Origin of the sequence: Pantoea sp. ICBG 828 (assembly GCF_002928355.1) — a bacterium.
In the GTDB taxonomy this organism is placed as follows: Bacteria; Pseudomonadota; Gammaproteobacteria; order Enterobacterales; family Enterobacteriaceae; genus Pantoea; species Pantoea dispersa.
Window position 1 is genome coordinate 125,832 of sequence record NZ_POWN01000001.1, and the last position, 20,207, is coordinate 146,038.

General features: G+C 59.4%; 15 protein-coding genes. 8 read left to right on the forward strand and 7 right to left on the reverse strand.

The features are described from left to right. Positions 1 to 2 precede the first annotated feature (2 nt). Positions 3 to 1,367, forward strand: coding sequence for an LLM class flavin-dependent oxidoreductase (locus C1Y43_RS00585; protein WP_104186636.1), 1,365 nt, complete (start codon positions 3 to 5; stop codon positions 1,365 to 1,367). Here the strand turns inward: C1Y43_RS00585 and C1Y43_RS00590 are convergent. The 4 genes from C1Y43_RS00590 to C1Y43_RS00605 all read right to left on the reverse strand — a co-directional run bounded on the left by C1Y43_RS00590 (position 1,364) and on the right by C1Y43_RS00605 (position 4,561). Then, entirely contained in the window at positions 1,364 to 2,629 is a 1,266-nt protein-coding gene (locus C1Y43_RS00590; RefSeq protein WP_104186638.1) for an SfnB family sulfur acquisition oxidoreductase, read from the reverse strand. The genes C1Y43_RS00585 and C1Y43_RS00590 overlap by 4 nt on opposite strands. Before the next feature lie 150 nt (positions 2,630 to 2,779). After that, positions 2,780 to 3,805, reverse strand: a complete 1,026-nt coding sequence (locus C1Y43_RS00595) for an NADP-dependent oxidoreductase (RefSeq protein ID WP_058758571.1) — start codon at positions 3,803 to 3,805, stop codon at positions 2,780 to 2,782. An 83-nt stretch (positions 3,806 to 3,888) separates the two neighbouring features. After that, on the reverse strand, positions 3,889 to 4,239 hold the full coding sequence (locus C1Y43_RS00600) for a DUF3147 family protein (protein ID WP_104186640.1): 351 nt from the start codon (positions 4,237 to 4,239) through the stop codon (positions 3,889 to 3,891). A 46-nt stretch (positions 4,240 to 4,285) separates the two neighbouring features. Next, positions 4,286 to 4,561, reverse strand: a complete 276-nt coding sequence (locus tag C1Y43_RS00605) for a metal/formaldehyde-sensitive transcriptional repressor (RefSeq protein ID WP_058769814.1) — start codon at positions 4,559 to 4,561, stop codon at positions 4,286 to 4,288. 121 nt (positions 4,562 to 4,682) lie between these two features. Here C1Y43_RS00605 and C1Y43_RS00610 point away from each other — a divergent pair, with 121 nt between their 5' ends. The 5 genes from C1Y43_RS00610 (at position 4,683) to C1Y43_RS00630 (ending at position 11,308) form a co-directional block, all read left to right on the forward strand. Next, positions 4,683 to 4,865, forward strand: a complete 183-nt coding sequence (locus tag C1Y43_RS00610; RefSeq protein WP_021506023.1) for a DUF1289 domain-containing protein — start codon at positions 4,683 to 4,685, stop codon at positions 4,863 to 4,865. Positions 4,866 to 5,132: 267 nt separating this feature from the next. Further along, positions 5,133 to 6,203, forward strand: coding sequence for an amidohydrolase (locus C1Y43_RS00615; RefSeq protein WP_104186642.1), 1,071 nt, complete (start codon positions 5,133 to 5,135; stop codon positions 6,201 to 6,203). Beyond that, complete coding sequence (locus C1Y43_RS00620) at positions 6,178 to 7,452, forward strand: MFS transporter (protein WP_058758564.1); 1,275 nt, start codon at positions 6,178 to 6,180, stop codon at positions 7,450 to 7,452. Before C1Y43_RS00615 ends, C1Y43_RS00620 begins: the two co-directional genes overlap by 26 nt. Before the next feature lie 321 nt (positions 7,453 to 7,773). Next, positions 7,774 to 8,889: a beta-propeller fold lactonase family protein gene (locus C1Y43_RS00625; protein WP_104186644.1), complete on the forward strand. Its 1,116-nt coding sequence runs from the start codon at positions 7,774 to 7,776 to the stop codon at positions 8,887 to 8,889. A 322-nt stretch (positions 8,890 to 9,211) separates the two neighbouring features. Further along, a complete protein-coding gene (locus tag C1Y43_RS00630) occupies positions 9,212 to 11,308 on the forward strand; it encodes an FUSC family protein (RefSeq protein ID WP_104186646.1) in 2,097 nt (698 codons plus the stop codon). Here C1Y43_RS00630 and C1Y43_RS00635 read toward each other — a convergent pair. Next, positions 11,305 to 15,903, reverse strand: a complete 4,599-nt coding sequence (locus C1Y43_RS00635) for an ATP-dependent helicase (RefSeq protein ID WP_199189131.1) — start codon at positions 15,901 to 15,903, stop codon at positions 11,305 to 11,307. The two genes, C1Y43_RS00630 and C1Y43_RS00635, sit on opposite strands and share 4 nt — an antisense overlap. 112 nt (positions 15,904 to 16,015) lie before the next feature. Then, on the reverse strand, positions 16,016 to 17,443 hold the full coding sequence (locus C1Y43_RS00640) for a cytosine permease (RefSeq protein WP_088515770.1): 1,428 nt from the start codon (positions 17,441 to 17,443) through the stop codon (positions 16,016 to 16,018). Between the two features lie 275 nt (positions 17,444 to 17,718). Here C1Y43_RS00640 and C1Y43_RS00645 point away from each other — a divergent pair, with 275 nt between their 5' ends. After that, positions 17,719 to 18,249 (forward strand): GNAT family N-acetyltransferase, encoded by a 531-nt coding sequence (locus C1Y43_RS00645; protein ID WP_058769804.1) that lies wholly within the window; start codon positions 17,719 to 17,721, stop codon positions 18,247 to 18,249. An 85-nt stretch (positions 18,250 to 18,334) separates the two neighbouring features. On the opposite strand, the gene C1Y43_RS00650 is transcribed toward C1Y43_RS00645, so the two are convergent. Continuing rightward, the gene (locus C1Y43_RS00650; protein WP_058758558.1) at positions 18,335 to 19,114 is read right to left on the reverse strand and encodes an alpha/beta hydrolase; all 780 of its coding nucleotides are present in this window, start codon (positions 19,112 to 19,114) and stop codon (positions 18,335 to 18,337) included. A 228-nt stretch (positions 19,115 to 19,342) separates the two neighbouring features. On the opposite strand from C1Y43_RS00650, the gene C1Y43_RS00655 reads away from it, so the two are divergent. Further along, positions 19,343 to 20,074, forward strand: coding sequence for a YoaK family protein (locus tag C1Y43_RS00655; protein ID WP_021506033.1), 732 nt, complete (start codon positions 19,343 to 19,345; stop codon positions 20,072 to 20,074). Positions 20,075 to 20,207: the final 133 nt, after the last annotated feature.

Sequence of the window (20,207 nt, forward strand, 5' to 3'; positions counted from 1 at the left end):
GGATGCCTTCACCGTTTTTGCTGTTTGCGTTCATGATGAATGTCCCTGGTCATCTCTCTGCCGGATTGTGGCGACATCCCCAGGATCAGGCGCACCGCTATACCGAGCTGGATTACTGGACGACCCTCGCGCGGCAGCTTGATACAGCAGGTTTTGATGCGCTGTTTATTGCTGATGCGCTGGGACAACTGGATGTGTGGCAGGGCAAGCCGGACGCGGCGTTGCGCCTGGCCGCTCAGATGCCGGTGAACGATCCGCTGCTGCTGGTCTCCGCCATGGCGGCCGTCACGCAGCACCTCGGTTTCGGTATTACGGTCTCTGCCACCTACGAACATCCTTATTTGCTGGCGCGCAAGTTCACGACGCTTGATCATCTCACCCGCGGGCGTATCGCCTGGAACGTGGTGACTTCCATGCTTGATTCCGCGGCGCGCAATCTGGGTTTGACCCGGCAGCTGCCGCATGATGAGCGTTACGATCGCGCACAGGAGTTTCTGGATGTGACCGCGAAGCTGTGGGAAGGCTCATGGGAGGAAGATGCGGTTAGCCGCGATAAAGCCAACAGCCTGTATAGCGATCCGCAAAAAGTGCACGCTATTCAGCATTATGGTCGCTGGTATCAGGTGCCGGATGCACATCTCAGTGAGCCCAGCCCACAGCGCACCCCGGTGCTGTTTCAGGCTGGCACTTCGGCACGCGGTGCGCAGTTTGCTGCCCGTAACGCAGAAGTCATTTTCCTCGGTGGCGTCACCGCGCAGGCGATTGCCAGCGATATTCAGCGCATTCGTCAGCTGGCCGTGGCAGAAGGGCGCGATCCGGCGTCGCTGCGTTTTGTCACAGCCATCACGGTGATCACGGCCGAAGATGATGCCGCCGCCCGGGCCAAACTTGAGGATTATCAGCAATACATCAGTGAAGAGGCTGCGCTGGCGCTCTTCTCGGCGTGGACCGGTATCGACTGGTCGCAGGAGGATCCGGACATGCCGCTGGCCTTTCGCGCAACCGACGCCTGCCGTTCGGCGCTAGCCAGCCTGACGCGAATTGACGATCAAAAACGCTGGACGCTGCGTGAGGCAGCACGCTACATCGGTATCGGTGGTCTGCATCCGTTGCTGGTGGGCGGCGGCGAAACCATTGCCGATCGGCTGGATCAGTTTGCGGCAGAATCGGGCGTGGACGGCTTTAATCTGGGCTGGGCTATTAGCCCGGGCAGCTTCAACGATTTCATTGCCTGGGTCATGCCGGTGCTGCGCCAGCGCGGGCGGGTGCGTCCTCAGCCAGCACAGCCGTTAACCTTGCGTGAACGTCTGACGGGTCAGCCGCGCCTGGCTGCTGACCATCCGGCAACGCGCTTCCGCCGCCCTTAGCTCCACGCATGGCGCGGCGGCGGCGTGCCGTTGAGATAATAATTACCCACGTGGTAATACTTCCAGCGCACCGGATCGTGCAGCGTATGGGTGCGCGCGTTGCGCCAGTGGCGGTCCAGATTAAACTCCTGCAGCGTGGCGCGGGTGCCAGCCAGCTCAAATAGTTTGTTACCGGCAAGCAGAGCGATCTCCGTCGTCAGCACTTTGGCCTCGGCGGTGGCCACGGTCGCGCGTGCCACGCTGGTTTCATCGGGCTGCGCCAGCGCGGCGTCAATCGCTGCTCCGGCCTGCCACAGCAGCGCTTCGGCAGCGTGCAGGCGGATTTTCAAATCACCGACTGCCGCCAGCGTGAAGTGGTCATCGGCAGCGCGCGCCTGGCCACTGTCAATCCACGGCCGCGAGCGTTCGCGAACAAATTGCAGGGTGTCTTCAATGGTGCCGCGCGCAATACCGACATCCACCGCCGCCTGAATGATCTGTGAAATCGGCCCGGCAGCGGTTGGCCGCTCAAACGCCTGCCAGGTTGGAATAACGCGCGACAGCGGGGCGCGGACATTCTCCAGCAGTACGGTACCGGAAGCCGTCGTGCGCTGACCAAAGGCCGACCAGTTATTAATGACGCTGATGCCCGGCGTGTCGCGATCGAGCACAATCAGATGCGCCCGGTCCTGCTCGTCCAGCGCCACGGCATGGATTCGATGCGCCAGCAGCGCGCCAGTGGCATAAAATTTTTCCCCGTTAATCACCACCTCATCACCGTCACGCCGAAAGCGCGTCTGAAAATCGGCGACCGTGCGGCCATGCTTCTCCGAGAAGGCGTCACCCCAGCGCAGCCCGGCCAGTACCTCGCTCAGCAGTACCTGTTTTTGTGCTTCGCTACCGTCTTCCAGCAGATGGGCCACACCGGCCAGATGGTTTTGCGGCAGCTGACCGAGCGCCGGATCGGCAGCTGAAATGATGGCGATCACCCTGGCCACGGTGGTCCACGACACGCCCGCTCCGCCCCAGGCTTTGGGGATGGCCATTGCCCACAGGCCGCTTTGCGAGAACGCATCCAGCTCTTTGAGGGGCAGAATGCCCTCACGATCGCGCAGTGCCGCCTCGCGCGCGAAGCTGGCCGCCAACTGATGGGCTACGGCGATAGCTTCCGCATCGTCGCGAATGATATGCGCGGCGCCAGCCGGTAATGGCACCGGTGCTTCCGTCTGTTGCGTATTGACTTTACGCGGCAGCGCCGCGGAGTCGGCTAAGGTCAGCGACATAATGACTTCTCCGGTAGAAGAGGATAGAGGAGGGCATCATCGCATGCGCACGCGGAGGGCTTATATCTCAATAGCGGTTAAGCAAAGCGCAAAAAAGCCTTAGTGCTCGCACACTAAGGCCGGATTTACAGTCGGGGAGAGAACCGCTGGCTACGCCACTTTCACCACGGTTTTGCCGAAGTTTTTGCCTTTCAGCATGTCAATAAACGCCTGCGGCGCATGCTCCAGCCCTTCTACCATGTGTTCGCGGTACAACACTTTTTGTTGCTCGACCAGCGGCGTCATCGCCTGCAGGAATTCCGGATAGCGATCGCCATAATCCTGGAAGATGATGAAGCCCTGCATACGGATGCGGCGTTTCAGAATCCCGCCCATGATCAGCGGCGTGCGATCGGGGCCGGGCGGCAGTTCACGACTGCTGTAGCCCGACACCAGGCCACACACCGGCACGCGCGCGGCGGTGTTGAGCAGCGGGAAGACGGCATCGAATACTTTGCCGCCGACGTTTTCAAAATAGATGTCGATACCGTCCGGGCAGGCGGCCGCCAGCTGTTCTGCGAAATCGTCACGATGATGATCGATACAGGCGGAAAAACCGAGGGTGTCAATCGCGTAGCGGCACTTCTCCTCACCGCCGGCCACGCCGACGACGCGGCAGCCATTCAGCTTACCGAGCTGACCGACCGTGGCACCCACCGGTCCGGTGGCGGCGGCGACAACCAGCGTTTCACCGGCTTTGGGCTGACCGATATCCATCAGGCCCATGTAGGCGGTAAAGCCCGGCATACCCAGAATACCCAGCGCCCAGGACGGATGGGGCAGATGACCGATTTTAGTCACGCCAGTGCCATCGGACAGGGCATAGCTCTGCCAGCCGCTGGCCGCCAGCACCCAGTCGCCGGCGCTGAAGTCCGGATGCTGCGATTCCGCCACCTGGCATACGGTGCCGCCGACCATCGGCTGGTCGAGTTGCGCCGGCGGCGCGTAGGATTTGCTGTCATCCATGCGGCCACGCATATATGGGTCGAGCGACAGATAGTGGGTGCGCAGCAGCATCTGTCCCGCCTGCACCTGCGGCAGCGGTTGTTCGACAAAGCGGAAGTTCTCTTTCACCGGCTCGCCGTCCGGGCGTGACGCCAGCAGCCAGGCGTGATTGAGTGAAGCGTGTTGAGTCATAGCATTTCCTTGTTTCTGCGCGGGTAAAACAGCAAGTGTAGCCAATGATTGGGCATGGAATGGATGATTGATGCGGCTTGCGTTTACATCAGAATGATACCAAACCGCTTCAGCAACAGCGCCCAGAGGGCGAACAGCACCACGGTAATCACGCAGGAGAGTAACAACGTGAGCCAGAAGCCTGCGCGCTGGTAAAAAAACGGAAACAGGGTAAACATCGGCAGTGTCGGCACCACATACCAGAACGTATACCATGCGTGAGCGGCAATCTTTTCCTGCGTTTGTCCTTCTATTTTCATCCAGATAAGCACCAGCAAGGTGACCAGCGGTAAAGCGGCGAGCAGGCCGCCCAGACGATCGCTGCGTTTCGCGGCTTCTGAGATCAGTACCACCATAAAGGCGGTTAACGCGTATTTTGAGATTAGCCAGAGCATCGTTATTCCCGATAATTATCATTAAGCCGGCTGCGTGCCTGAGGTTCTATTTCAGGTAAGAACGAATGACCGCCACGATCTCTTCCAGATCCTCACTTCGCGCCTGCGGCGTAGCCTCTGCGTTCATCAAATGTTCGCGTATATGGCCTTCAAGCAATTCGCTCATCAGGCCATTAATAGCGCCGCGCACTGCCGCGACCTGCTGCAGTACCTTGAGACACTCTTCACCCGATTCGACGGCGGTTTCCAGCGACGCCGCCTGACCTTTTATACGTCGAATGCGGGTGAGTAAGCTTTTCTGATTTCTCAGGGTATGGGCCATTACTGTCTCCGGTTGATCATGTTATATACTGGGGTATAGTATATAACTCACTTTACGGCGCTTTCGGGCCGCCTGCAACTGATTACCCCGACATCGACATCCAAATCCCAGGAGGCTGGATATGGCCGCAAAATCGCCGTGCATCGATCTCTGTGTGTTTGATACGAAAACCGGCTGGTGCGAAGGATGCGGACGCACCCGTGGTGAAACCCAAAGCTGGCGCAAGCTTTCGCCTTACCATCGCAAAGCGACAGAGCGGGCGCTTCCGGCGCGCCTGAAAGCGCTTAAAACCCGAGAGGCGTAGTTTTGTTCGTCAGGTCGAGGCGACACACATTGAGGGTGACGCTGCTGCCAAAGATTGAAACCTGACGGTGTAGCAGGACATTTGTGATTAACATCTTACTTACATCATTAACATCCCCTTTTTGCTGGCTATCGGTTATGCGGTGAATCTAAAGTCAATTTACTATGTAAAACTGTGTTTTATCTGGTGCAACTCATGGTTTAGCCGATGAGGCATGCCAGCAGCGTTTCAGACCTGATTTAAATCAGGCAGTTAAGAGGGGATACTATGGAGATCGTTAACGCACCGCATCTGCCAGTCAGAGAGCACTGGCTGGCACTGCATCGTGAACCCGCTTTGATGCCCGACCTGCCGATGGTCGATGCGCATCATCACTTATGGGACCGCCAGTCAGGGCGTTATCTGGCGCCTGAATTCAGCCACGATATCGAAACGTCCGGCCACCGGATACTCTCCACCGTCTACATTCAATGCCGTTCAATGCTGCGCCGTAACGGACCGGAGGCCTTCAAACCCGTCGGTGAGGTGGAGTTTGCCAGCGGCGTTGCGGCAATGTTTGACAGCGGCCATTACGGCGCGGCGGCAGGCTGTGAAGCGATTGTCGGCGGTGCCAGCCTGTTGGCTGGCGATGACCTGCTGCCGGTGATTGAAAGCATGACGGAACGTTCAGGGGGACGATTACGCGGGATGCGTAATCCGCTGGCCTGGCACGATGACCCACGCGTGGTATCCAGTCCCGCGACGCCGCCCGCCGGTCTGGCGGCCAGTGCCGCATTCCGGCGCGGTGCCGCATGCCTGGCCCGCAAAGGACTGTCGCTGGATGTCTGGGTTTATCACACCCAACTCGATGAAATCGCTGAGCTGGCACGGGCGCTACCCGAACTGCACATTATTGTGGACCATTGCGGCGGGCCGATCGGTAGCGGGCCGTATGCCGACAAACGGGATGCCACCTTCCAGGAATGGAAAAAGGCCATCATTGTGCTGGCGACGTTGCCAAACGTGAGCATCAAAATCAGCGGTTTCGGCATGACCGTTATGGGCTACTCCTTCGCCCAGCATGCCATACCGCCGGACTCTCAGACGCTTTCGCAGGCCTGGCGGCCGCAGTTTGAAACCCTGGTTGACGCATTTGGCGTCGGGCGCTGTATGTTTGCCAGCAACTTCCCCGTCGACAAAGGGATGTTCAGCTACGGCGTATTCTGGAATGTCTGTAAAAGGCTGGCTGAGCACGCTTCGCCGACCGAAAGAGAACAGCTGTTCTGGCGCACCGCGGCTGCACGCTATCGCTTATCCTCCCTGGAGAATATGGATGAATATCAAATCAAGACTGCATGAAGCGCCTCCCCTGGCGCAGGATGAGTCCGCTGCAGCGATCTCGTATACATCGGCAGAAAAAAGGACGCTGGCGCTGGGCGGGTTAGGGTGGACGTTTGAAAGCTATGACTCGTTTTTGCTCTCGCTGTTATTACCGGTACTGGGCGTGGTATTTGATGTCAGCAAAACGGAACTTGGCGTGTTTATCAGCACAACAGCAGGCGGGCAGATTATTGGTGGCATTCTTTTTGGGCTGGTTGCCGATAAAATCGGACGCGTCAGAACGGCCTTCATCTGTATCGCCATCTATTCACTCTTCTCCGGACTGCTGGCGTTCTCCCACAATCCTCAGGCGTTTGCTGCGCTGCGATTCTGCGGTGCGCTGGGTATGGGCGGCATGTGGACGTCAGGAGCGGCACTGATCGCCGAAACATGGCGTCCGGAGCGTCGTGCACGCGGTGGCGCGCTGATGCAAATGGGGTTACCGGTGGGGGCGATTCTGGCGATTGGCCTGACGGCGCTGGTGACGGCCCTGACCGGCGGGCTGGAAAACGGCGGCTGGCGCTACCTTTTCATGATTGGCGCACTGCCGGTGTTTATCATGATGGTCATTGCTTATATCACGCCTGAATCACCTGTCTGGCTGGCGCGCCAGCAGGAACGCGCTCACCGCCAGAACAAAACGGCAGGTACCGGCAAAATCAACCTCAAAGGATTGCTGCTGGCATTTACCTTTATCTTTTTCATTCAGTACCTGTTCTGGGGCGTATTCACCTGGACGCCAACCTATCTTCGTGAAGTTAAGCATCTTGATTTTCTTCACAGCCTGAAATTTGTGCTGGCCCTGCAAACCGGTGCCATTGCTGGCTTCCTGGTGTTCTCACTGCTGGCCGATAAGTGGGGGCGCAGGCCGATGTTTCTGCTCTACCTGTTTATCGGTGCGGTGGCGGTCGGCATGTATCTGGCGACCACTCAGCCGCTGATTCTGATGGTTGCCATCTTCATGGCAGGGTTTGGCGTAAACGGTATTTTTGCCGGCTCCGGTCCTTTCCTCGCCGAGATCATTGGCGACACGCAGTCACGCGGCTTCTTAATGGGGCTGGCGTATAACGGCGGGCGCCTGGGCGGCTTTATCGCGCCGCTGCTGATTGGCTTTGTGGCCAGCGTTGGAGGATTCACCGCCGGGCTGGCCACCACGGTGATCGCCTTTCTTGCCGCGATGGTGGTGGTCTGGTTAGCGCCAGAAACCAAAGGCGTGAAGTTGCAGTAAGCTTTGCGCCTGTCGCGCAATCGGCAGGTTAAAACCTGTGACACGGTTGAACACCTGACGCGCTGTCAGGTGTTCAACCAGTTGTGTGGTATACCCACCGTAGCCAGAATCATCACCGCAAAATCCTGCACCACATCGCGGCCACGCCAGGTGAGCCCGCGCACAAACCCGGACAAAACATCAGGTTCGCCGGCGCGCTAATTACCTGATTAGCCTGGCTTGCTGGAGAAGTGCCCAGGTGACGTCGGGCAATCTCACATAACAGGCCCGTGCTTTACTGCGTATAACCGGGTCTGATTACCCCTCATCAAGGAGAACACCATGATAAACAGCCTGCGCACCGTTACGCTGCTGGCGGCAATGACGGTGAGCGCGCCACTGCTGGCGCAGACCTTTGTGTACGTATCCGCCGCCGACGACGGTACCATCGCGCGCTATACGCTGGACGCGCGCAGCGGCGCTTTGCAGCTGCTTGGCCACACTGAGGCCGGGGGCAAAGTGATGCCGATGGCGCTCAGTGCGGATCACAAAACGCTGTACGCGGCGATTCGCAGTAAACCGCTGCAGCTGGCGAGCTGGCAGATTGACTCGCAGAGCGGCGAGCTGAACAACCGGCACACCGTGCCGGCTGCGGCCAGTTACCCCTACATCAGCACTGAGCGTCAGGGACGCTTTCTGCTGGGGGCCTCATATGACGGCGACGTGGTGCAGGTTTACCGCCTGACAGCCAGCGGCACCATCGCTACGCCGCCGGTCGGCAGCTATAAAACCGGTCATGCGGCACATTCGGTGATTGTCGATGCCAGCGGTCGTCACGCTTATGTGGGCAATCTTGGCACCGATCGCGTGCTGCAGCTCCGGCTGGGCGCAGACGGCACGCTCAGCGCCCTTGGTAAGGGCGGGGTAGCAACCGCCGCCGACAACGGTCCGCGCCACTCAGTGTTATCGCCGGATAATCGCTATCTGTACAACATTGGTGAAATGGGCGGCATCATTACCCAGTTCCGGCGCGAAACCAGCGGCGAACTGGTGAAAGTGGCGGAAACGCCTAACGCGGTGGCGGCGCAGTATCATCTGCAACATGGGCGTGAACGGCCGCCGGGTTACAGCGACAGCACCCCGCGCATCTGGTCAGCGGATATCCAGCTGACGCCGGACGGGCGTTTTCTGTATGTCAGCGAACGCACCAGCAGTACCGTGAGCGGTTATCGTGTTAACCAGCAGGATGGCAAACTTACGCTGATCGGCAGCTGGCCGGTGGAGAAACAGCCGCGCGGCATGGCGATCAGCGCCGATGGTCGCTGGCTGGTGGTGAGCGGTGAGAAGAGTGCGGTTATTGGCAGCTACGCGATTGAGGCGCGCAGCGGGGCGTTGCAGCGGGTCGGCGAGGCGCCAGCCGGCCGGGACGCGAACTGGGTGACCATCGTCAGCTATTAAAATGATCGGGCGCAGGAAACTGCGCCTTATTGCGCGAAATTATTTTATGGATAGCATCGTCCGGCAGCAAAGTGTGATCTGCGACACATTTCTGCCGCTGAAGGCAGATTGCTGCTTTCTGCGGCAGTGACAGCGCAGATATCCCGCCGGCGACCCGCCGATTGCTGCGTTCGATTAGTTTCTTTAAAGCATTCTGTGCCTGATGTCAGGCGTGTATGAACACCGTTTTCGATTACGAAACAATTTGTCGTAGTTATCGGGATGAGTGCCCGCCAGATTCTGGCAGGATACGCCGCACTTAGCGCCTTCTGGTCTCCGTGACATGCAGTGGTTTTCGAAAAACGCCGTTTTTTTTGCCGTAAAAACCTGTCTGGCCGCCTTTCTGGCATTGTATCTGGCTCTTGAACTGAATGTTGATCGTCCCGCCTGGGCGCTGACCACGGTGTTTGTGGCATCGCAGCTTTATTCGGCCGCCACCATCTCCAAATCGCTGTTCCGCCTGCTCGGCACGCTGCTCGGTGGCGTCTTCATCTTTTTTATCTTTCCGCTCACCGTGGCGCATCCGCTGCTGTTCAGCCTGTGTATCTCACTGTGGGTGAGCCTGTGTCTCTATCTGTCGCTGCACGACCGCACGCCGAAAAGCTATGTCTTTATGCTGGCGGGCTACAGCGCCGCGATTATGGGTTTCCCGGAAGTGACGACGCCGCTCGGTATCACCAGCACCGTGCTGTCGCGCATTGAGGAAATTACTTTAGGCATTGTGTGTAGCAGCCTGGTGCACGCGCTGTTGTTTCCGGTCTCGATGCGCAGTCTGCTGGAGCAGAGCGTCAGCCAGTGGTATCTCAACGGGCGCAAGCTGTGCCGCGATTTACTCTCTGGCATTTCCGCTGACCGATCGCCAGAACGCGACGAAATCCTGACCCGCATGGCCACTAATCCGCAGCAGGTCGAGATCCTGATTACCCATTGCGTGTACGAGGGCGACGCGGCCCGGCGGCTGATTCGCCTGGTCAGCACGCAGTATCAGCATCTTTCATACTTAATCCCCACGCTGACGGCGATTGAGATGCGACTGCAGCGGCTGGCGGCGCGCCAGATTGCCTTTCCTGCCTGGGTTGAGCAGACCCTGCAGCAGTTCCTGCTGTGGCTGAATGACGGCGAAGCGGTGGGCGATGTCATTGGCATTCAGCTGGAACTGAGCCTTTGTCAGGATCGGCTGAATGCGGCGTGGCGCAACGGCGAATTGTCTACCGAACACTGTCTGCTGTTTACCGGCCTGCTGGAGCGGCTGGTGGATTTTGTGCGTATCGCCGGGGCTTACCAGAGCGTGGGCGGGCTGGTAAGCGATCTGTCAGGCGACACCACGCTGGCGCGCGGTAAACGCACGCATCGCTTTTTCGACAAAGGGCTGATTCGGCTGTCGGCGCTGACGGCATTTTGCGCCACCTTTGGCTCCTGCCTGCTGTGGATGGCGACCGGCTGGCGCGACGGGGCATCAGCGCCAGTAATGGCCGCGATTCTCAGCTCCTTCTTCGCCAGCCTCGATACGCCGCTGACCTCAATGAAGCTGTTTATTCGTGGGGTGATCGTGGCGATCTTTATCAGCGTGATTTATGTCGCGCTGCTGCTGCCGCAGGCAACCTCGTTCGAGGCGCTGATCCTCTGCCTGGCCCCGGGTTTGCTGCTGCTCGGGCTGATGATTGCGCGACCGGCCAGCAACATGATCGGTCTGAGCGTGGCGATTCAGATCCCCGGCTTTATCGGGCTCGGACATCATCTGAAACCCGATCTGGTGCTGCTGGTGAATAACGCGATTGCTTCAATGGCCGGCGTGCTATTTGCGGTGATCCTGACCGCGCTGATGCGCAACAAGCGGCCATCGTGGACCGCGCGCCGTGCCGTGCGTCACGGTCTGCGTGAACTGCTGCGCTTTATCAAGGAGATTGAGCGCAACGGCTCATCGCTGCTGGGACGCCAGCGTTTTATTGGCCTGATGCTGGATAAGGTCAACGTGGTGCTGCCACGCCTGCACCTTGATCCGCAGTCCGATATGGCGCCGGCGGGAATGCTGCTGACCGAGGTGTGGCTGGGGGTCAATAGCTTTGACTACTACGCGCGCCATCAGGCGCTGCTGAGCCGTTATCAGCTGGACAGCGGGCAGATGTTTCACGAGCTGGGACTGTTTCTTAAGCGCAGGCTGAAGTCGCTGCAGACGCCGCCGCATGAGGATTTGCAGGAGGAGCTCGATGTGCTGCTGATGCAGCTGGAACAGCTGGCGCAGCGTGACGAGGCGCTGATGCTGCCGCTGTTTCATCTGTTCAGCATCCGGTTATACCTGTTTCCGCAACTTAGCTGGCCGGTGGCGACGCCGCGTCAGGCCGAACGCCTGCAGCAGCATCGTTACCGCCTGCAGGCTTAGCCATACCAGCTGTAGCCTTTCGGCACGCGGGAAAAACCGGTGGCTTTCAGGGCCGGTAGCAGCGATGACTGGCTGGCCGGCTGATCGTCCACCCGTTCGAGAATGAAGCTGTGGGTTTTCTCCCGGCGTAAGGCCTGGCCCAGCGCCACGATGGCGGCCTGACGTTGGTCCTCAGAGATGTCGCCAAAAGTTAACAGCTCTTTACCACCCGGCGGCAGCCACAACATAACGCGCCCATTGCCAATCACCACCAGTGCGCCGCTGCGGCGGGTAGGCCGCACGCCACCGACGCTGAGCGGCCACGCCAGCTGCACGCCAAAGGGATTGGCGGGATCCAGCACCGCCAGCGCCACCGGCGGGTGCGTGGCCTGCGCGCTGCCGAGCTGGCGCAGCCGGTCGATGGCCGGATTTTCAGCAAACTGCGCGCCGCCCATACCAGCAACAAAGCGGCCGCGCAGCAGCCGTCCGGCATCCTCCATACCGCGCAACAGCGGCTGCAGCGCCGGAAAGCCGCCGGGAATCTGCTCTGCCACGGCGGCACCGCGCGTGATCACGCCAAAGCGGTCGAGCATATTTTCAGTCAGCGCCAGGGCGCGTTCGGTATCGGCCAGCGGCTGCCGCACAATCAGCGACCAGCGTCCGGCCATGCTGTTGAGCGAGGGCTGCGCAGCTGCACTGCGGCTGGCCGCGAAACTGGCCCGACTGTGGCGACTGCGCGCAGGACGGGCCGGGCGTGGACGCGGCGTGTGGCTGGTGGTGCTGAGCTGGCGCAGCGCGGCCCAGGTATCCATGGTCAGATAGCCGCGCCATACCAGTTCCCACATCGCGGCAAAGACTTCGCCGGGATCGACAGCATGTTCAGGCTGCGCCATCACGCGCGGCAGCAGCTCGCGGGCGAACCAGCCGCCACCGTCCTGTAACTGCGCCACAATCGCCTGCTGCAAAGGTGACAACGTCACATTTTTACCCTCATCAGGCACCGGTAACGTTTCACTGGCAAACTCACTCAGGTGCAGGGAGACCAGTCCGTCCTGCGCGCCAGGTGCCCGCTGGCCACTCCAGATGACATCACCGGAAGAGAGCAGCTCATCCAGCATCGCTGGCTGATAATCACGCACCCGCGCCGGCAAAATCTGGCTTTCCCACAGCGAAACCGGCAGCGCCACGCCAGCCAGCTGTTCAATCACCCGCACCACGCCGTTGATACCGGCAAAGGCGCCCTGTGCCGCAGATGCCGCGACGTCGCTCAGCAATCCCTGGCGCTCAAGCAGAAAAGCCACGTACGCCGGCGCTTCGACCGGTCGGGTGGCCTCACGCGCCGCCTGCAGCGATCGCACGCGCAAACGACGAAATACGCTTTCCGCTACCCACTGCGTTGACGCATCGACCGCAGGCGAGAGGAAATCGCCTTTCAGTACGCGTTGCTGCTGACGCAGCTCTTCCAGCGTGTCGTCGACCACGACCCGGCCCAGGCCAAAGCGGACAGCGATTTGCAGACTGGTGGCGACAGCGTGGGTGCGCAGATAGCGATTAAGTAAGTCATGCAGCGGACGGGCCACCGGCGCGAGCAGCCCGGCGGGCAGATCAGCTGGCAGCGCCGTGCCCAGCGCGTCGCGCAGCCGCACGCCATCTTCGGCGACAGCCCAGCGCGCCTCTGCCGCAATCGTAACCTGAATGATGCGTTGCGCCTGTTGCAGCGCGGTTAGCAGCGGCATCAGCGACGCCTCGCCGTTGTAGCGCACCGTGATTTCCGGCACAGTGAGCGGCCCCAGCTCGCGCAGCAGATCAACCACCGCTTCCTGAGTACTGGCCTGATAATCGGGGACGGTGCGCTGAAGCTCCTGCTCAACGCGTGCCACCACCTCGGGTGCCAGCAGCTCGTGCATTTCAACCTGGCCCAGCAGATCGCTCAGCAGCGTGCTGTCGAGCGCCAGCATTGACGCGCGCCGCTCCGCCTGCGGCGCATCGCTGGCATACATGAATTCGGCGACATAGCCAAACAGCAGCGGTGCAGCAAACGGCGAGGGCGTATCGGTAGTAACTTCAGTCAGCTTAACCTCGCCCTGTTGTATCCGCGCCATCAGCTGATGCAGCGTCGGCAGGTCATACACGTCCTGCAGACATTCACGCGCGGTTTCGATCAAAATCGGGAAATCGTCGAACTGCCGCGCCACCTCCAGCAGTTGCCCGGCGCGCAGCCGCTGCTGCCACAGCGGAGAACGTTTACCGGGATTGCGGCGCGGCAGCAGCAGGGCGCGCGCGGCGCATTCGCGGAAGCGGGCGGCAAAAAGCGCAGAATGTCCCACCGCAGCCGTCACCTGTCGCTGGAGTTCGTCCGGCGCAAACAAAAACAGTTCAGCGCCTGGCACCCGGCCTTCGCTGTCAGGGAAGCGCGCGACAATCCCATCATCGCTGGCGACCACGGCCGGATCGAGCCCCATCTGGCGGCCAATCCGCTCAGCGATGGCCAGCGCCCACGGCGCATGCACGCGCTGACCATAAGGGGAATGCAAAATCACGCGCCAGTCGCCGGTTTCATCGCGACAACGCTCAATCAGCAAATTGCGATCGTCAGGCACCAGGCCTGTGGCGGCAATCTGTTCGTCGATGAGCGCACGAATGTTGTGTCGGGCATTGGCGTCAAGGTTGTCGCTGCCGGGCAACACCCCGCTGGCGGCATGTCGCAAATAGCGGCCAATGGCTTCGCCGAGTGTCGCCGAACGCCCGAGACTGTCGCCGTGCCAGAAGGGCAGGCGCGCCGAGCGACCGGGTGCCGGCACCACCACCACCTGATCGTGCGTAATTTGCTGGATGCGCCACGAGGTGGCGCCAAGCGTGATGATGTCGTTAATCCGCGACTCATACACCATCTCCTCATCCAGTTCGCCGACCCGGCGCGCACCAGACTGTTCTTCGCCCTCCGGCAGCATCACGCTGAACATGCCACGATCCGGAATGGTGCCACCGCTGGTGACTGCCAGATGCTGCGCGCCCGGGCGGCCGCTTAAGGTTTGCTGTTGTCGATCCCAGATGATGCGCGGGCGCAGGTTAGCAAACTCGTCCGAAGGGTAGCGGCCAGACAGCATATCCAGCACCGCATCGAAGGCGTTACGTGGTAACGTTTTAAACGGATCGGCACGGCGTACCTGTTGATACCACGCCTCGACGGACAGGGTGTCCATGGCCGCCGCCGCCACCGTATGCTGGGCGAGAATATCGAGCGGATTGTGTGGCAAAGCGATAGCATCCAGTTCACCTGCCAGCATTGCGTCCACCGTCACGGCCGCATCAACCAGATCGCGGCGCGTGCGCGGCCAGATAATGCCTTTCGGCGTACCGCCGACCTGGTGACCGGCCCGGCCAATACGCTGCAGCGCGCTGGCCACCGAAGGCGGTGCCCCGACCTGAATCACCAGATCGATATCGCCCATGTCGATTCCCAGTTCAAGACTGGATGTCGCCACCACGCAGCGCAGTTCGCCGGCTTTCAGGGCGTTCTCAATCTCCAGCCGCTGCTCTTTCGACACCGAGCCATGATGCGAACGGGCAATATATGCTTCAGCAGGCGTGGCGCGTTTTTCGGTTCCGCCGCTAAAAGAGCCATAGGCGAGGGCGGGCTCCGTTACGCCCTGTTCCGGCGCGGAGCGTCGCGCATACAGTTCGTTGAGCCGTGCGGTGAGTTTCTCCGCCAGCCCACGCGAATTTGTAAACACCAGAGTCGCGCGATGGCGTAATACCTCATCCAGAATGCCGGCTTCAATATGCGGCCAGATGGAACCGGCGGCGAGGCTGCTCTCCTGCGCGGCGCGCGCATCGGGACGTTGCTGGATGTCCGTCATGTCCTCTACCGGCACGGTAATTGTCAGCTGCAGCGGCCGCTGCGCCGGCGGGTTGACGATGCGCGTAGTGCCCGCGCCACCGAGGAAAGCCGCCACCGCTTCTGGCGGTCGCACGGTGGCCGACAGTCCAATGCGCTGAGCAGGCTGCGCCAGCAATACATCGAGCCGTTCCAGGCTGAGCGCCAGATGGGCACCGCGTTTACTTCCGGCCACCGCGTGTACTTCGTCAATAATCACGGTTGAGATGCCGCGCAGCGTTTCGCGGGCTTTTGACGTCAGCAGCAGGAAAAGCGATTCCGGGGTAGTAATCAGGATGTCCGGCGGCCGGCGCTGCAGCTTTGCCCGTTCGGCGCTGAGCGTGTCGCCGGAGCGCATGCCGACCTCCAGCGTGATTTCCGCCTCACCCAATTCCGCGCGCTGAGCAGCAACGCCCGCCAGCGGTAGCGCCAGGTTACGCTGCACGTCAGCCGCAAGCGCTTTAACCGGTGAAATATACAGAATGCGCGTCTTATGACTGCGCGCTACGGGTTCGTCGCGGCTACGCTCGCGAAACAGCGCGTCGATCGCATGCAGAAATGCCGCCAGCGTTTTGCCGGAGCCGGTCGGCGCAATCACCAGGCAGTGTTGTCCGCTGGCGATGGCGCGCCAGGCTTCCTGTTGTACGGTGGTCGCCGCCGGAAAAGTGCGGCGAAACCACTGTTGCGTGGCCGGGGTGAACAGTGAAAGCGCTGAGGCTGGCATCCATGACTCCTGCATTCTCGAAAGGGCGATCAGCAGTGTAGCGTGTCGCAGCGTTTACGGCATTATCAGGATATTGCCGATGAGGGCGGCGCGAAAACACGCGCCGCAGCATTAGTATGTGACAACGTCACTGAGGATAAACCGAGTCGGCCAGTTTCCCGCGTCGATCAAAGCGACGTGCGGCCAGCCACAGCAGCGCGGTAACAAACCAGCCGATGATCCATGACACATCGTTGCCGGCAAAAATCCACGTCAGGGAACCATGATGCAGCGGGTTATCAATGAACGGCAGCTGTACCAGCACCCCGAGGAAGTAAATGATAATGCCGGCCCAGTTCCAGCGACCGTAGCGGCCATCCGGTTGAGACAGCGCGGGCACATCGACTTTCCCTTTGGTAATCAGATAAAAATCGGTCAGGCTGATGGCGCTCCACGGCACAAAAAAGGCCAGCAGGAACAGCAGGAAGTGGGTAAATGATTTGAGAAACGCCGGTTCGCTGAGCAGCGCAATGATGCATGAGATCGTGACCATCAACACCACAAACAGGATGCGTCCGCCACGGCTAATCGCGGTTTGCTGGCGAAAACCGGAGACAATGGTGGTCAGCGACATAAAGCTGCCGTAGGCATTGAGCGTGGTGAAGGTGATTTTGCCAAAGCAGATGGCGAAGTAGATAACCATCGCCATAGTGGCGCTGCTGCCCAGCCCGACGATGTAGCCCACTTCATTACCGGAGAACGCTTTACCCGCAATCGCTGCCACAATGACGCCCAGCGTCATGGATGCCTGCGTGCCCAGCACGGTGCCAAAAAACACCGAACTGAACAGCTTTTTCGCGGAGACATCCACCGGCAGATAGCGCGAGTAGTCCGACACATAAGGGCAAAACGCAATCTGCCATGACGAGGAGAGCGATACCGCCAGCAGAAAACTGGCAACGCTGAAGTGCTGATTTTGCCAGACGGCCGCTAAATCGTGGCTGGAGAGTAGGGTGATGAACAGGTAAACAAACGCCAGCACGCCGATGACGCTAGCCACTTTGCCGAGTTTATGAATCACCCGATAGCCGAGCACCGCAATCACGATGATGATGGCGCTGAAGATGATCATGCCGGCTGCATTGCTGACGTTGACCAGCTTCGCCAGCGCCTGGCCGGCCAGTACCGTGCCGCTGGCCGAGAAGCCCACATACATAATGCACACCAGCACCAGCGGGATCACCGCGCCAAACACGCCAAACTGCATACGGCTGGTGATCATCTGCGGCAGGCCAAGCCGCGGGCCCTGAATCGCGTGCAGCGACATGATGGCCGCGCCGACGATCTGTCCCACCAGTAAACCGACAATCGACCACACCACATCGCCGCCCAGTACCACCGCCAGCGCACCAGTAACAATGGCGGTAATCTGCAAATTGCCACCAAACCACAACGTGAACTGGCTGAACGGATGCCCGTGACGCTCGCTGAGCGGGATGTAATCAATAGAACGTGTTTCTGACAGGCGCTGTTTCTCTGCGCCTGAATAATCTGCGGCAGGTATCTGAGCGGACATAGTTTCCTCGCTGGAACGGCTAAAGGTGGTTAGTCATTGATTTTTCTTGTTAGTCAGTGGTAAATGTCACGAAACATACATGTATATACATGTAGCGATATTGTCACGAGGTTGATGAGGTTACAAGCTGACCGGTCATTGGAAATTGTGATGACGCTGGCAATGTTGTCCGTTAATGTCAGGAGCCTGGCCGGTAACGGACGCGCATAAAGGCGATGATGCGCTAACTACAGACCCATTAACTGTGGCGATCAGGACAACCCGGGGAGGGAATCATGCAGGCAGTGATTGAAACAGAACGCTTACGACTGGAACCCTTTGCGCTAAGCCACCTCGCCGGCTTGCGCGCGATGGATGATGACCCGGAAATCATGCGTTATATCAATGAGGGACAGGTGAAGAGCGAGGACGAGACGCTGGCGACCATTGAGCGCGTGCAGCAACGCTGGCAGCGCTATGGTTTTTCCTGGTGGGCACTGCGCGAGAAGAGCAGCGATGACATCGTCGGAGCGGCTTGTCTGCAGCATCTGGCTCATCAGGAACAGGCGCCGCTGGAAATTGGCTGGCGACTGTTGCGCAGCAGTCAGGGGAAAGGGTATGCCACCGAAGCCGCCACGGCGATTGTGCAGTTTGCTACCGGGCAGATTGGCGTGGATTATCTGGTGGCGGTGGCACATCCGGAAAACCTTGCATCCCATCGGGTGATGCAGCGGCTGGGTATGCGCTATCGCGGTATCGAGCAGCATTACGACCAGCCCTGTGTGGTTTATGAACTGGATATGAAGAGTGCCCCAGCGCATTCGTGAGGCAGGGCGCGCACCTCTGGTAGCGGCGCGACTTATCACGCAATAAATTGCGCCGCTATCAAACATGCACCCGGTAAGGGTGCGCTCAATACCCTGGTACGTGCGCGGCTTTCATGATCAGATTTGCCACCGCCTGCGGCTGGGAAATCAGCGACACATGGCTGGCCTTGAGTTCGATGGTCTGCGCATGCATGCGTTTCGCCATAAAGCGCTGCAGATCCGGATTGATAGTGCGATCCTCCGTCGACACCGCATACCAGCTTGGTTTGCTATGCCAGGCCGCCACGCTGGTTTTCGCCTGGGTAATGGCTTTACCCATCGGCTGCTGAACGGCGTAATAAGCCCGCGCTTCGCTTTCCGGCAGATCGCCGGCAAAGTCGTGGATAAACGCCTGTTCACTGAGCGCGCCAAAACCGTCGTCACGCCACTTCAGGCCAGCGGCAACCGGTGCTGCAGGGAACTTTTTGGTGAGCGCCGGATAATCTTCACCGGCCTCAGGCGCGCGCGCCGCGATGTACACCAGCCCCTTCACTTCAGGTTCATCGCCCGCCTGGCTGATAACCATGCCGCCGTAGGAGTGCGCAACCAGAATCACCGGTCCGTTCTGCTGTGCCAGCGCGCGTTTCACCGCCGCCACGTCATCATTCAGCGACGTTGTTGGGTTTTGTACCGCGGTGACGTGCAGACCTTTCGCCTGCAACAGTGGGATGACTTTGCCCCAGCTGGATCCATCAGCGTACAGGCCATGGACCAGCACAATATTTTTTACTTCCTGCGGCGCGGCAGCGCTGTCGGCATGCGCCAGTCCGGCACTCAGGGCAGAGATTACCAGCGCCGTCAGCGCCGTGATTTTGCGTAATGTCATGATCGGTCCTCATAATTAATCGGGGTTCATGCACCACTGTAAGCGCCGGGGACCAACAATCCGCTGACGTGGAAATGACAAAAAAATGACAGCGATACGATGTGGCAGCAGAGGATTTAAAAGTAATAAAAGCAGAGGATTAGCCGTGAGTCGGAGCATAGCCGCTATGCTTGATAAGGATGAGACCCGACCAACCCGAGAATCTCTCAAAGGAGTACTAAATAGATTATGCTGTTGCGCAAGAAGAAAATCCGCTCTCACAGCGAAGACCGCCTGCTGGCGTTAACGCTGGCCACCACGGCCGGTATCCTTAACGCCATGGCATTTGGCGCATTTGGCTTTTTCCCTTCCCATATGACCGGCAATACCTCGCAAATTTCGGCAGAGGTAAATGGTTCTGACCTGCACGATCTGCTGTTTCTGGCCGTGCTGATTTTTGCTTTTGTCTGCGGTGCCATGCTGGCGCGTTTGACGGTAGCTTACGGCCTGAAGCGGAATCTGCGCACCATTTACTGTCTGGTGCTGCTGGCCGAGGGTATTTTCCTTCTGCTGACCTCCCTGGTAGAAATTCTGTGGTATTCCGAACGAAACAACGGCGAAATTCTGGTTACGCTGAGTCTGCTGATGGGCATCCATAACTCAACCTCAACCCAGCTTTCTTCCGGTCGTGTTCGTTCCACGCACGTGACCGGCACACTGACCGACGCCGGCATCGCGTTAGGCTCCTGGCTGCGCGCATCGTTCAGCCAAAGCGAGGCCGCCGATCGAGATGGCCACCGAACCGTGCTTTTTACTCATCTGGTCACGATTTTCTCATTTCTTTCCGGCTGCGTTGTCGGTTATCTGCTGTTCAGACACCTTGGATTTGAAGCGATGGCGGGGTTGGGCATTGTGCTGGCGCTGATCGCTGTCGGTGGCATCGCCAGAACCCTGCATTTAACCGGCATGCGATTTTGGTAACACCGACGGAGAGTTTCCAGATTTGAACCAAGTGGACTAAGTGCACATGAATACTACTTTTTACTGGTATTCATGTGCACTTGAAAGTGCTGGGCAAATCATGTACACATGAATACTCTATAAATGTGGTTTT